This window comes from Streptomyces sp. 7R007, from assembly GCF_054850255.1.
The window spans coordinates 99,742-113,330 of the sequence record NZ_JBTWMV010000017.1 but is presented as its reverse complement, the minus strand read 5'-3'; the positions used below and the strand labels follow the sequence as shown (position 1 = coordinate 113,330).

General features: G+C 73.3%; 8 protein-coding genes. 6 read left to right on the top strand and 2 right to left on the bottom strand.

The window, feature by feature from the left end:
* The first annotated feature begins 56 nt into the window (after positions 1 to 56).
* Complete coding sequence (locus tag ACYF6T_RS23115) at positions 57 to 1,877, top strand: S9 family peptidase (RefSeq protein WP_461698710.1); 1,821 nt, start codon at positions 57 to 59, stop codon at positions 1,875 to 1,877.
* A gap of 75 nt (positions 1,878 to 1,952) precedes the next feature.
* Here the strand turns inward: ACYF6T_RS23115 and ACYF6T_RS23110 are convergent, their stop codons facing one another.
* On the bottom strand, positions 1,953 to 3,944 hold the full coding sequence (locus tag ACYF6T_RS23110) for an NAD-binding protein (protein WP_461698783.1): 1,992 nt from the start codon (positions 3,942 to 3,944) through the stop codon (positions 1,953 to 1,955).
* Positions 3,945 to 4,128: 184 nt separating this feature from the next.
* On the opposite strand from ACYF6T_RS23110, the gene ACYF6T_RS23105 reads away from it, so the two are divergent.
* The 5 genes from ACYF6T_RS23105 (at position 4,129) to ACYF6T_RS23085 (ending at position 9,337) form a co-directional block, all read left to right on the top strand.
* Positions 4,129 to 5,250: a permease gene (locus ACYF6T_RS23105; RefSeq protein WP_461698709.1), complete on the top strand. Its 1,122-nt coding sequence runs from the start codon at positions 4,129 to 4,131 to the stop codon at positions 5,248 to 5,250.
* Positions 5,247 to 6,026, top strand: a complete 780-nt coding sequence (locus ACYF6T_RS23100; RefSeq protein ID WP_461698708.1) for a TIGR03943 family putative permease subunit — start codon at positions 5,247 to 5,249, stop codon at positions 6,024 to 6,026. The genes ACYF6T_RS23105 and ACYF6T_RS23100 overlap by 4 nt, the downstream gene beginning before the upstream one ends.
* A gap of 42 nt (positions 6,027 to 6,068) precedes the next feature.
* Positions 6,069 to 7,157: an effector-associated domain 2-containing protein gene (locus ACYF6T_RS23095; RefSeq protein ID WP_461698707.1), complete on the top strand. Its 1,089-nt coding sequence runs from the start codon at positions 6,069 to 6,071 to the stop codon at positions 7,155 to 7,157.
* Between the two features lie 141 nt (positions 7,158 to 7,298).
* Positions 7,299 to 7,463, top strand: a complete 165-nt coding sequence (locus ACYF6T_RS23090) for a hypothetical protein (protein ID WP_461698706.1) — start codon at positions 7,299 to 7,301, stop codon at positions 7,461 to 7,463.
* A 38-nt stretch (positions 7,464 to 7,501) separates the two neighbouring features.
* Entirely contained in the window at positions 7,502 to 9,337 is a 1,836-nt protein-coding gene (locus ACYF6T_RS23085) for an HEXXH motif domain-containing protein (RefSeq protein WP_461698705.1), read from the top strand.
* Positions 9,338 to 9,406: 69 nt separating this feature from the next.
* Here the strand turns inward: ACYF6T_RS23085 and fxsT are convergent, their stop codons facing one another.
* The gene (gene fxsT / locus ACYF6T_RS23080; protein WP_461698704.1) at positions 9,407 to 13,312 is read right to left on the bottom strand and encodes an FxSxx-COOH system tetratricopeptide repeat protein; all 3,906 of its coding nucleotides are present in this window, start codon (positions 13,310 to 13,312) and stop codon (positions 9,407 to 9,409) included.
* Positions 13,313 to 13,589: the final 277 nt, after the last annotated feature.

Sequence of the window (13,589 nt, the reverse complement as noted above, 5' to 3'; positions counted from 1 at the left end):
CCACAGGCTGAGGACCTCGGCAGCGGATTGTCGCGGCGGGCGGGCAGTATGGGGCCATGACTGAGAGCAACGGGTCCGCCGCGCCGGATCACCAGCAGGAACAGATGCCGGACTGGGAGAAGCGCTTCAGGGCGCCCCGGGTGTCGCTGCCCGACTGGGCGGAGGACGCACCGGACCGTTCCCTGTTCGTCTCCAACGCCACGGGGACGTACGAGCTGTACGCCTGGGACCGGGCCACGGGCGCCCAGCGCCAGGTCACCGACCGGCCGAACGGCACGACGGACGGCGTGCTCTCCCCGGACGGCGCGTGGATCTGGTGGTTCGACGACACGGACGGCGACGAGTTCGGCGTCTGGCGCAGACAGCCCTTCGAGGGCGGACCGGACGAGCTCGCGGTCCCGGGCCTGAAGCCCTCCTACCCGGCGGGCCTGGCCCTCGGCAGAGACGGCCGCACGGCCGTCGTCGGCCGCTCCACGGACGAGGAGGGCACGACGATCCACCTCGCGCGCGTGGGGGAGGACGCGAGGGAGATCTACCGGCACCGGGAGTCGGCGGGCGTCGGCGACCTCTCCCACGACGGCTCGCTGATCGCCATCGAGCACACCGAGCACGGCGACGCGATGCACTCCGCCCTGCGCGTGCTGCGCCCCGACGGCACGACGGTCGCCGAGCTCGACGACACCAAGGGCGGCACCGAGGAGCTGGGCCTGGAGGTCCTCGGCTTCGCGCCGGTCGACGGCGACACCCGCCTGCTCATCGGCCATCAGCGCCGGGGCCGCTGGGAGCCGCTGGTGTGGGACGTGGCGACGGGCGAGGAGAGCGACCTCGCCCTCGACCTGCCCGGCGACGTCAGCGCGGAGTGGTACCCGGACGGCACGGGACTGCTCATCGTGCACAGCTTCGAGGCCCGCAGCGAACTCTTCCGGTACGACCTCACGGCCGGCGCCCTGGAGCGGATCCCGACCCCGCCGGGCACCGTCTCCGGTGCGACGGCCCGCCCCGACGGCACGGCGGAGTACCTGTGGTCCTCGGCCGCCGAGCCCCCGGCGGTCCGCTCCACCACCGGCGAGGTCGTCCTCGACCCGCCCGGCATGAAGTCGCCGGGCTCGGTGCCGGTGGAGGACGTCTGGGTGGAGGGCCCGGGCGGCCGCATCCACGCCCTGGTCCAGAAGCCGTCCGGGAAGACCGGCCCCTTCCCCACCGTCTTCGACATCCACGGCGGCCCGACCTGGCACGACAGCGACTCCTTCGCGGCGGGCCCGGCGGCGTGGGTGGACCACGGTTACGCGGTGGTCCGCGTCAACTACCGCGGCTCCACGGGGTACGGCCGCGCCTGGACCGACGCCCTGAAGCACCGGGTCGGCCTGATCGAGCTGGAGGACATCGCGGCGGTCCGTGAGTGGGCGGTGTCCTCGGGCCTCGCCGACCCCTCCCGGCTGATCCTCACGGGCGGTTCCTGGGGCGGCTACCTCACCCTGCTCGGCCTGGGCACCCAGCCGGACGCGTGGACGCTGGGCATCGCGGCGGTCCCGGTGGCGGACTACGTCACGGCGTACCACGACGAGATGGAGGCCCTGAAGGCGATGGACCGCACGCTGCTCGGCGGCACCCCCGACGAGGTCCCGGACCGCTTCGAGGCGTCCTCCCCGATCACCTACGTCGACAAGGTCACGGCCCCCGTCTACATCTCGGCCGGCGTCAACGACCCCCGCTGCCCCATCCGGCAGATCGAGAACTACGTCAAACGCCTGGAGTCCAGAGGAGCGACCCACGAGGTATACCGCTACGACGCGGGCCACGGCTCCCTGGTGGTGGACGAACGGATCAAACAGGTACGCCTGGAACTGGACTTCGCGGAGCGGCACTTGGGGAGCTGACGGAGGTCCGGGGGCGGAGCCGGCCCCCTGGGCGGGGGCGAGAGGACACGGGTGCACCTCCCACGGCCGTACCCCCTACGCCCCCGCCCGCTCCCGCCGACGCCGCCCCAGCAACTCCGCCAACCCCCGCCGCGTAGCGGCCAGCACCACCCGGTCCGACCCGTTCAGCACGTACGTGTCGGGCAGATCCCACACGAGCCCGGAACCGGGCAGGCCCTCGGACACCGATCCCGGCCCTGTCCCGCCACCGACACCGCCGCCGGCACCAGAACCAGCCCCGGTTCCCGCTCCAGCCCCCGCCCCCTCCTCGTACGCCTCCTCAACCGCAGGCTCCTCCCGCCCACTCCCGCCACCCCCCGAAACCGCCGTGTCCAAGGCCAACACCCGCCAGGCCCCCGCCCGGAACGCCTCGGCCACCGTCTTCCCCTCCAGCTGCGGATGCCCGTCCACATCCACCACCGCGAACAGCAGCACCCGCCGTTCCACCGGAATCGCCCCCAGGATCTGCCGCCCCATCATCGCCCCGGCAAACGCGGGAGCCGCCAGATGCGACACACTCCGACTGCGCGTGGAGGCCCCCGGATGAGCCGCCCGCAAGGTCCGGTACACGGCGGTGGCGAAGTCGTCGTCGTACAGCCGCAGCACCACCCGCAGATCGGGCCGTACGGCCCGCGCGTACAGCACGGCCTCCAGATTCGTCGTGTCCGCACTGGTCACCGCGAGCAGCGCGTGCGCCCGATGCACCTTCGCGGCCTCCAGGACCCCTTCCTGCGTCACGTCCCCGAGCACCACCGGCACCCGCAACCGCCGCGCCGTGGCCAGCCCCCGCGCCTCGGGGTCGGACTCCACGCACACCACGGGAATGTTCAGCTCCCGCAACCGCGTCAGCACCCGCGTGCCGATCTTCCCCAGCCCGAGCAGCACCACATGCCCCCCGAGCCCCCGCGGCGGCTTGCGCAACGCGGACGCGGTCCGGAAGGTGCCGAGCGCTTCGAGCACGGCCGCCAGCAGCACCGGCAGCAGCAGCAACCCGACCAGCCCGGACAGGAGTTGCAGGACCTGCCGCCCCACGGACGCCCCGATGGCGGGGTCGTCGATGGCGAACAGGTCGAGCAGCGTCAGATAGAAGGCCTTCAGCGGATGAACCCCGGTCACCAGCCACAACGCGACGGCGAGCGCGACCACGCAGGCCGCCATCCCGGCCAGCGACCACCTCAGCCGCCGCGAGAACAACGAGGCGAACGGCACCGCCACCCGCGCCGGCGGCAACGCGGGCCCCGCGTACGACACCTGCTCCAGCACGACGCTCCCCCGCTCGGCGGCGTCCCGCACGGTCTCGGCGTCGGGCAGCAGCAGGGGCCCTTGCTCCCCGTTCTCGCCCCCTTCGGAAGCCCCCGCCGGACCGCCGCCCCCCGCCGCCCCGCCTCCCGTGGGCGACAGCAACGCCAGCGTGACGAGCCCCGACTCACCACCGGACCCCGACGGCCGCTCCACCGCCCGTAGCAGCAACCCACCGGTCTGTACGACCTTGCTGGTGCCGGCGACAGCGGTCGCGGCCAGCGCGGGAGCCGCCGTGTCGGCGTCGGACAGCACGGTCGTGGACGCGTCGAAGCCGGCCCCGTCGGCCGAGGCCAACACGGCGGCCTGGTCGAGGAGTTCCTCGATGTGCTGCCCCAACCGCCGGTTGTAGAGCCGCAGGACGAGCCGCAGTCGCGGATTGAGGCGGCGTGCGGTGAGGGCGGCGCGGATGTTGGTCTCGTCGTCGTCGTACACGAGCGCCAGTGCCGCGGCCCGCTCCACGCCCGCCTCGCCGAGCACGGCCTCGGTCGCCTCGCCGGCCTCGATGACGCGTTCGCCGCCGGCGGGCTCGCCGTTGCCGCCGGCCCGGTTCACGGCCGCGCTCACCCGGTCGAGCAGCGCCGCGGTGGTCGCCCGGGCCCGCCCGACGACCGGCGGCCGGACACCGCGCTGGGAGGGCGGTACGACGAGCGTGACCTGTTCCCCGTACACGCTCCGCAACTCGGCGGCCAACCGGTGCGCGAGCCCGTCGTCGCCGCACACCACCATGTGCGCCGAGAGATCACCACCGGCGACACCCTGATTCGGAACGCTGCCCACGAGGGGAAAGACTGCCCTACCGGGACAGGTGGTTCCACAAGTCGGTGGTCCCATGCCTGAACGAACGCCCCCGTGCCGACGTACCCAAGGGGAGGGAGACCGCGCCCGCCGCAGCACCGGAGGTATCTCGCCCGTGGCCCTCACCAAAGCAGCACCGCCGTCGGAGCCGAGACCGCCGGAGACGGCGCAGCCGCCCGACGCACCACCGCCCCCGTCGACTCCGGCGCCCCGGCCGGACCCGGCACCCGGCGCGGCCGCTCATGCCACCTCCTCCTCATCCTCCTCATCCTCCTCATCCTCCTCATCCTCCTCATCCTCCTCCTCCCTCCTGCTCATCCTGGTCCTGCTCCTGCTGGTGCTGCTCCAGGACCCCATCCGAGGGGCCCTGTCCGCACCGGTCATGCAGAGCTGGATGACGGTGTTCGTGGCGGTGCTGGTCCAGGCGCTGCCCTTCCTCGTCCTCGGCGTCCTGCTCTCGGCGGCGATCGCCGTCTTCGTACCGCCGTCGTTCTTCGCCCGCGCCCTGCCGAGCAGGCCCGCACTGGCCGTCCCGGTCGCCGGAATGGCGGGTGCGGTGCTCCCGGGCTGCGAGTGCGCGTCCGTCCCGGTGGCCGGCGCCCTGGTGCGCCGGGGCGTGACCCCCGCCGCGGCCCTCGCCTTCCTGCTCTCCGCGCCCGCGATCAACCCGATCGTGCTCACCGCGACCGCCGTGGCCTTCCCCCGCGACCCGGAGATGGTCCTGGCCCGCTTCGTGGCGAGCCTGCTGGTCGCCTGCGTGATGGGCTGGCTGTGGCACCGCCTGGGCCGCACCGACTGGCTGCGCCCGCCTGAGCGGCCGCACCACGAGGGCCAGGGCAAGGGCGCCGCGTTCTGGGGTTCGGTGCGGCACGACGTGATGCACGCGGGCGGTTTCCTGGTCCTGGGCGCGATGGCCGCGGCGACGCTGAAGGCGGTGGCTCCGGCGAGCTGGCTGCGGACGGCGGCGGACAACCCCTTCGTGGCGATCCTGGCGCTGGCCGTGCTCGCCGTACTGCTGTCGATCTGTTCGGAGGCGGACGCGTTCGTGGCGGCGTCGCTGACGCAGTTCTCGCTGACGGCGAAGCTGGCGTTCCTGGTGGTGGGCCCGATGATCGACCTGAAGCTGTTCGCGATGCAGGCGGGCACCTTCGGCCGGGGCTTCGCGCTGCGCTTCGCCCCCGCCACCTTCGCCCTCGCGATCGCCGGGGCGGTCCTGACCGGGGCGGTACTGCTGTGAACCGGCAGGCACAGGCGGCGGTCCTGTTCCTGACGGGCGCGGCGCTGCTGCACGCGGGCTCCACGGACCTGTACCTGCGCTACGTGAAGGCGGGCCTGCAACCCCTGCTGCTCCTGTCGGGAGCGGTGCTGATCGCGGCATCGCTGGCGACGGTCTGGTACGAGTGGCGGGCGCGCAAGCACGAAGAGCCGCACGACCATGATGGCCACGAAACTCACGACGAGCACGAGGCGCACGAGGGGCACGAGGGGCACGAGGGGCACGTCCACCGCGAACCCCGCATCTCCTGGCTTCTCGTCCTGCCCCTCCTCGCCCTCATCCTGGTCGCCCCGCCGGCCCTCGGCTCGTACAGCGCGATGCGCACCGGAACGGCCCTGCAGCAGCCGTACGGCTACAACTCACTGCCCGCGAGCGGCCCGTTGAACCTCACGGTGGTCGACTACGCGAGCCGCGCCGTCTACGATCACGGCCGCCACCTCACCGGCCGCCCCATCCACGTCACCGGCTTCGTCGCGCTGGACCGCACGGGCGCCCCCTACCTGGTGCGCATGGCCCTCAACTGCTGTGCCGCCGACGCCCAGCCGGTGAAGATCGCGCTGACGGGGCACATCCCCCCGGTGCTGCAACCGGACAAGTGGCTCCAGGTGACGGGCACGTACACCGCCGAGCGCACCAAGGACCCGGTGAACAACGGCCCGATCCCGTACCTGCGGGTGACCTCCGCCAAACCGGTCCCGACCCCGGCGGACCCGTACGACGAGAGCTGGAACAACTGACCCCTCCGCGTACCGGCGCGGCGGCGCGGGTAAGGGGGGCGTGTGACGGAGCCGGTGCGGGGGTCGGGGACGGTGCGGGGCCTGGAGGCGGACCGGGTAGCCGAGATCATCGTGGAACGGCCGGGAGACCTGCCCGGCCGGCGCGGTTCCGGCTACCGGGTGGGCCCGGCCTGCGTCCTGACGGCCGCCCACGTCGTCACGGGCCCCACCACCGCGGTCCGCGTCCGCTTCGACGCCGACCGGCCGGGGGAGTGGAGCGCGACCGGCCGGGTGGCCCTGCTGAACGAACCGGCCGACGTCGCCTTGCTGGAGTTCACGGGGGTGCCGCCCGGTCTGCCTCCCGTCACCCCGCCGCGCTATGCCGCCGTGCCGGAGGCCGACGCGGACCTGCGGTTCAGCGCGGTCGGCTTCCCCCGGTTCAAACTCCGCAAGGACCCCGGGCCCACGCAGGCCGTGTACCGCGACTCCTGCCATGTCCGCGGCACGATCTCGGTGCTGTCCAACCGCCGCGAGGGCACCCTGGAGCTGGTCGTCGAACCGCCCGCCGACGACGCCGCACCGGGACGCTCCCCCTGGGAGGGCATGTCGGGGGCCGCGGTGTGGTGCGACGGCGCCCTGGTCGGCGTCGTCAGCGCCCACCACCGCTCCGACGGCCTGGGCAGGCTGGCGGCCCGCCGGGTGGAACGCTGGTACGACCTTTTGTCCCCGGCGGAACTGGAACTGCTCCGGCGCTGCCCCGGCCTGCCCCCACGCTCCGAACTCGCCCTCGCCGACGTCACCGGCGCCCCGCACCCGGTCGTCGTCCTGGCCGGCCTGCCCGCCGACCTGCCGCTGCGCGAACTCGCCGGTCTGGTCGACGCGTTGACGGCCCTCCCGCTGCTGCGCGGCCCGAACGGCATGTCCCTCCTCCTCGACAGCATCGACCCGCGCGTCGCCGCCAACAGCCCCCGCGACCCCAGACTGCGGATGGACGTCTTCGGCGTCGTGCGCACCTGCCTGCGCTACCCGGGCGCGCTGAACCAACTGCTGGAGGCGGTGCGTCTGTTGGAGGGGCCGTCGATGGAGGCGGAACGCGTCGAGCGGGTGGCGGGCGAGCTTGCGCGGCGGTACGCGCCGGGTGCCCCCGACTGACGTGGCGCTACGGCTGACTCGATCTCGCGCCGCGCCGGGGACACGGGGTTTCGCCGCGTGCCCCGCTGGGTCATGATGGTTGAGGCAAGACAGCGCTGACTGGCGGTTACGGGAGGGGACTTGGCAGCCGTGGAGCAACCGATGCCTGCCGTCGAGTCCGGTCTCGTCGATCTCTCGGGGGTCTCTCTTGAAGCGCTGCGCTCCATGGACGACGCCGAGTTCGCCCGGTCGCTGGAGTCGCTGCTGCACCACCTCGACGGGCCCCAGGCGATCACGCTGTCGTACAACCCTTCCCGCTTCGACTGACGCGACCGAGGAGACCGGCACGGTGCTGTGGGGGACCCGTGGCCGTTGACGCCACGACGGGAAAGCACCTTCCGTTACACCGGCTCCCGGCGGCCGACGTGCTGGCCCTGGCACGCGGCGAGGGCGACGAGCGGGTCGTGGACGAGCTGCTGCGCGCGGAGCGCAGCCGGCGGCTGTTGCTGCTGCGGGCCCTGGACAACGGCGTACGGCGGGCGGACGCCCCGGCGTCGTACGCGCAGGCATGGACCCTGCTGGAACGCGTCCAGCGGCAGGCGCCCGACGCCTTCGAGGACGTCCTGATGTCGCCCAACACCGGCATGTGGGTGTCCCTCGCCGTCCGCCGGCTCAGGGGCCGGGCCTACGAGGACGCCCCGTTCCGGGTGGTCGTGGGCCACCTCGCCGCGCTGGCGGCCGCCGCCGCGGCCCGGGCGGGACTGGACTTCTCGATCAGCGTGCCGGCGCGGGGCGGCCGGGTGCCGCTGCCGACGCTGGGCTGTGCGGTGCTGCCGGAGAAGGAGCCGTGGAGCACCGCCCTGGTCGAGGGACGCGCGGGCCGGCTGCGGATCACGGGTGCGCGCGGGACGGTGGAGGTGGGGCCGGGGTGGGACCGGCGCGGGCCGGGCTGGCTGCCGGTGCGGCGGCTGGTGCTGGGCACGGGCGAGTCCGCGAAGCCCCTGGTCCTGGAGGAGCTGGACCCCTATCGCACCTTCCCCCGCCCGAGTGAGCCCCGGCCGCTGTCGCCGGCCGAGGCGGAACGCTGGCAGACCCTGCTGGACGGTGCCTGGGACGTACTGCTGCGCGACGAGCCCGAGACCGCCCGCGCGATGCGCCGAGGACTGGTCTCGCTGGCGCCCACCCCGACCAGAGAAAGGTTTCGGCCGCACAGCAGCACGGCCGGTGACGCGTTCGGCGGGGTCACCGCGTCCAGCCCGGACGACGTGCCGCAGCTCGCCGCCACCCTGGTCCACGAGTTCCAGCACACCAAGCTGGGCGGCCTGATGCACCTGGGCCCGCTGATCGACCCGCCCCCGGACGGACCCGGGCACGAAGAGCTGTTCTACGCCCCCTGGCGCGACGACCCCCGCCCCCTGGGCGGCCTGATCCAGGGCATCTACGCCTTCTTCGGCGTCACCCGCTTCTGGCGCGCCCACCGGCACACCGCCGACCCGGCGTACGCCCCGCTGGCCCACTTCGAGTTCGCGCTGTGGCGCACCCAGGTGTGGACCGCGCTGGACGCCGTACGCGACCACGACCGGCTGACCCCGCTGGGACGGACCGTCGTGGAGGCGCTGGCCGAGCGCTGCGCACGGTGGCTGACCGACGACGTACCCGCCCTCCCCCTGCGGCTCGCCCGGGAGGCCGCGAACGACCACCAGGCCCGCTGGCGCGCCCACCACCTGCGCCCGCCGTCCGGGGCCGTCGCCGAAGCGGTACGCGCCTGGCAGAACGGCGCCCCCTGCCCGCCCGCCGCCCTGTCCGCCCGCCCCGCCCTGGCCCCCGACACCGAGGTCCGCCACCTCGACAGCGCCGCCGTCCTGGCCCGCCACTTCCTCACCGAGCCCGACGGCCCCTGGCAGGAGGCGGGGCGCGTCGAGGGTGCCGACGAGGCCGAGATCCTGCTCGCCCGCGGGGACCACGCCGCCGCCCGCGCCGCCTTCACCGCCCAGCTCACCGGCAAGGGTTCGCCGGTCTCGGCCTGGGTGGGCCTGGGCCGGGCCCTGTCCGAGGACAGCACCCGGGCACGGGCGTCCACGCTGCTCCTCACCTTCCCGGAACGGGCCCGGGCGCTCCAGGAGGCCCTGGCCGCCACGACGACCGGCACGGCGGATCCGGTCGACCTGGCAGCCTGGCTGGCGGAGCCGGCCACGCCATAAGGGGCGCGGGGAACCGCGCGACCCGCCCGGTTGCCGCCGCACTCGTGGCCGGCGGAACCCAGCCCTCACTCACAACGGCAGCGGATCGATGTCGCAGTTCGCCCGCTGCCGGTCCCGGAACTGCACCGTCGCCGGATGCGGACTGCCCTGCTCCGCCCGCAGCCGCGGCGCGTCCAGGACCCGCTCCATCCGCTCCAGCGTGTCCTCCCGCAACGCCGTGCCCTGCGCCTCCGCCCCCACGGAGACCAGGTCCTGCGACAGGTTGCCGGCGCACGCCAGCGTGGTCGGATGGTCCTCCCCGAAGGTGGTCCGGCACAGGGCCAGCGCGTCCTCGCCCCGGCGCCGCGCCTCCTCGTGGTGGCCGAGCGCGGCCAGGTCGCTGGCGAGGTTGATGGAGCAGATGAGGGCGAGCGGGTGCCCCGCGCCGAGCCGGTCGGTGAGCGAGCCGAGCGCCGCCTCGTCCAGGCGCCGCGCCTCCTCCGCCTTGCCGAGCAGGCGCAGGGTCACCGCGAGGTTGACGTCGGCGGACAGCACGTGCGGGTGGTGGGGGTCGTAGATCTGCCGGTACCCCTCGCTCGCCTTGACGCCCCGGGTGCGGGCCGCCTGCAGGTCGCCGTTCTGACGCAGCGCGATCGCGAGGGTGAGCGCCGCGGCCAGGGACTGGGGGTGGGTCTCGCCGTAGCGGCGTACGAACTTGGCGTGCGCCTCGGTGGCCAGCTCCAGCGACCGCGTATGGTCGCCTTCTTTGCGGCAGGCCTCGCTGAGCTGGCGCGTCGCCTCGATCGTGTTGGGGTTCTCCTCCCCGAAAACGGCCCGGAAGGACGTCAGCACCGATTCCTGCAGCGCGCGCGCACCCACGTAGTCGCCGGTCTCGCGCACATCGATGGCGACGTGCGTCTCGGTGTGCAGGGTGCGCCGGTCGTCCCGGCCGAACAGCCGCAGCTTCTCGGCCAGGGTGCGCCTGTCGAGGTCCAGGGCCTGCCGGAAGTCACCGATCAGGCGCAGGCTCACGCCCAGATTGTGGGAGATGTTCAGCGTCGTCGGGTCTTCCTCGCCGAATGCCCTGCGGGCCCGCTCGTACGCGATCCGGTCCAGTTCGGCGCCGGTGGCGAACCTGCCCTCGACCCGGCGTACGGCCGCTTCCAGCTGAAGGGCGTCGAGCGCGTCCTCGCGGGTGTCCTCGCCCTCGGCCGGTGCCGTGCGCTCGTAGACCTCCCGCAGATGGGTGACCAGCTGCGCCGCGTCGTCGAACCGGCCCACCGCCCAGTAGGTGAAGCACAGCCACTGCCCCATCAGCAGCGTCTGCTGGTCCTCCTCGCCGAAGATGGTGAGCCAGGACTCCCACGCCTGCTTGGAGAAGTCGAGCGACGCGTCGTGTTCACCCCAGCGGTACAGGTATTCGGCGATGTTGCGGACCAGTTGGCGCACCCAGGGCTGGTCGGACTTGATGGCGTCCGAGGCGATGACGTGGCTGTACAGCTCCGCGTACCGGGGCCAGCTCGCCGGGTCCTCCGGAGCCTTCGGGTCGGCGGCGGCCAGAAGGGTGTGGACGCCATGGCGCATGCGCGACTGCTCCTCGGGAGCCATCCGGTTGTTCAGGACGAGTTGGACCAGGCGGTGCATCTGGATGGAGTTCGTACGGTGATCGATACGGGCGAGCGAGTAGCGGTTCACCTCCCTTATCGCGCGCGCCAGTTTGATCGGGTCGTTCAGCGCCGCGTCCAGCTCCGGGAAGATGCTGCTGTTTCCGAGACCCGAGAAGATGGACCGCGAGATCGGCTCGGGGGCGAAGTAGGAGCACAGCTGCAGCAGCCGCAGGGCGGCCGGGCTGCGGGTCTCCAGGTGGTCCAGCGATACGTTCCAGGCGGCGGCGACGGGCAGTTGGTAGTCCGGCGGCGGGGCCACCTCGAGGAGTTCGATGCGCTTGTTCTCGAACAGCCGCAGGTACTCCGAGGCGGGCATCCCGGTCTCCGCCCGCCAGGCGGCCGCCTGCTCCAGGGCCAGCGGCAGGTCGCCCAGCGCCTCGGCCAGCGCGTCGGCCTCCTCGTCCCGCAGCGGCGGCCCGGAGCGGCGCAGCAGCTCCTTGCTCTCCTCGCGGGTGAACACGTCGACCTCCAGGGACCGGCCCACCTGGCCCCAGCGCCGGTTGCGGGAGGTGACCAGGATGGTGCCGTTGCCGCCCTGCGGGAAGTAGTGGCGGACCTGCTCCGGGTTGTCGGCGTTGTCGAAAATAAGCAACCAGCGGGAGTACGGCCGCCCCTCGCGCAGCGCCTCCCGGACCGCGGGGCCGGCGATGTTGGCCTCGGCGGTGGTCACCAGGCCGAGACGCTGGGCGAGTTCCACGAGCGCCTGCCCGATCTGGCCCGGCCGCTCGGCGGGGATCCACCACACGATGTCGTACTCCGACTGGTGGCGGTAGGCGTACTCGATGGCGAGCTGCGTCTTGCCGACACCGCCCATGCCGTGGATCGCCTCCGGCAGCACCGTCGTCGTGCCCTCCCGCAGGCGCTGGTCGAGCAGCTCCAGCAGTTCGGCGCGGCCGGTGAAGTTCGGATTGCGAGGCGGCAGGTTCCCCCAGACGCGGGGCTGCGTGGTGCGGTCCCCCTCCACGGTCCGCTGGGGCGTTGTCGACATCTGAGAGGCTCCTTCGGACGCGGACCGCTCCAGGCCCGTCGAGGTACGTGGTCGTTTCTCCAGGCTCACTGCGTAACGCCGGTCGTGCGAGCTGAGCACCTGCGCCAAAATATCGGCGCGTTGGCCGTAGATCCCCGACAGCGCCCGCAGGGCGGTCAGCTCCACCCGAAGGAACCCGATGTTGGCGCTGTCCGCCGAAGGCATCAGCAGACTGTCCAGGGGTTCCGTGGGGGGCGGCAGCAGGGACCGGGTGGCCCGGTCCTCGTGCAGCACACGGCGTACGTCGCGCATCACCCGAGCGGTCGCGCTGCGGCGGCCCAGCGCGAGGAGTTCCTCGCGGATGTCGGGCGCGAAGGTGAAGACCACGTCGGCCGGACCCTCGCCGTCCGTACGGGTGGGCCGGACGAGTCCGCTCATCAGCAGTTCGGAGACGTGCACCGGGGTCGCGCCGGGTGTGGACCGGGTGACCTCGCGGATGACGGGCACGCTGAGCGGGGCGGCGGCCAGCCGGGTGGCGAGGGTGAAGGCGGTGGGGCTGGCGGCGGCCCGGAAGTCGGAGACGCGCTCCACGGCCGGCACGGTGCTGTGCGGGTCCGGCACGTCCTCGGCCGTCCAGGGCAGGGCGCGGGCGGCGTCGGGCCGGCTCTTCCACTCGCGGGCCTGGATGGCGGACAGGTCCAGCCATTCGGGCTCGGGTCCGGCGACCAGCCGGGTCAGGGCCTGGGCCCAGCGGTGGGTGAGGGCGAGCACGGGCACGACGACGGCGCCGCGCTGCGCCTCGCCGCCGGATCCGTCGTCGTCGGCTAACCCGGTCAGGGCGGCGCGCTCCTCCCAGTCCCAGGTGCGGTTGGCGGCCCAGGCGTGCGGGGCGCGCAGGCGGATGCGGTGGACGTCGAGGCCGGTGCGGAACCACAGGTGCGGGGGGAGCAGGTGGACGACGGCGACGGGGCAGGCGCGCGCCCACTCCCGCAGCAGGGGCTGTACGGCGCCCAGTCGCCAGCCGGCCGCGAGGGCGTCGGTGAGCACGAGGACCACGCGGTGCGCGTGGGCCGGGTTAGGGCCGAGCGGGTCCTGCTGGGCGGCTTTGACGCGGGCGTGGTCGGTCTCGTCGGTACCGGGCAGCCGTAGCACCCGCACCCGGGTGAAGTTCCCGGCCTGCGTGAGTTCGTCGGTCAGTTCGGCGACGGCTTCGGCCCACACCTTCATGGTCGGGTGGGTGTCGACGACGAGAACCGCTTCCGCTGGCTGTTGCCCGTCCGGCCGGCCGAGCCGGCTCAGGACATGCGCGGCTTCACGACGTGCCCGCTCCTGTGCCGGTCGCTGCCCATCGTCATCGTGCATGTGTGCTCTCGAATCGTCGGCGTGACGGTGAGAGGGCCGGGGAGTCGCGCAGACCCCGGGAATGCGTGACATCCACGGTCAAAGCCTTGCAGTGGGTTCGCTGGCGGAGCAAGTGCGCGCGGGTGCGGGCGCCCGGCGGTCGCAAGAGCATGTTAGAGGCAGTCAGGGCACCCCGAAACCGCCCTGGACGACTGGATGCACAGGGCAGCGACGGGTGGCGTCGGGCCCGGGGGAGGCCGCCCGATCCGCACATGTGTGCCCCCCGTGCCCCCTTTAC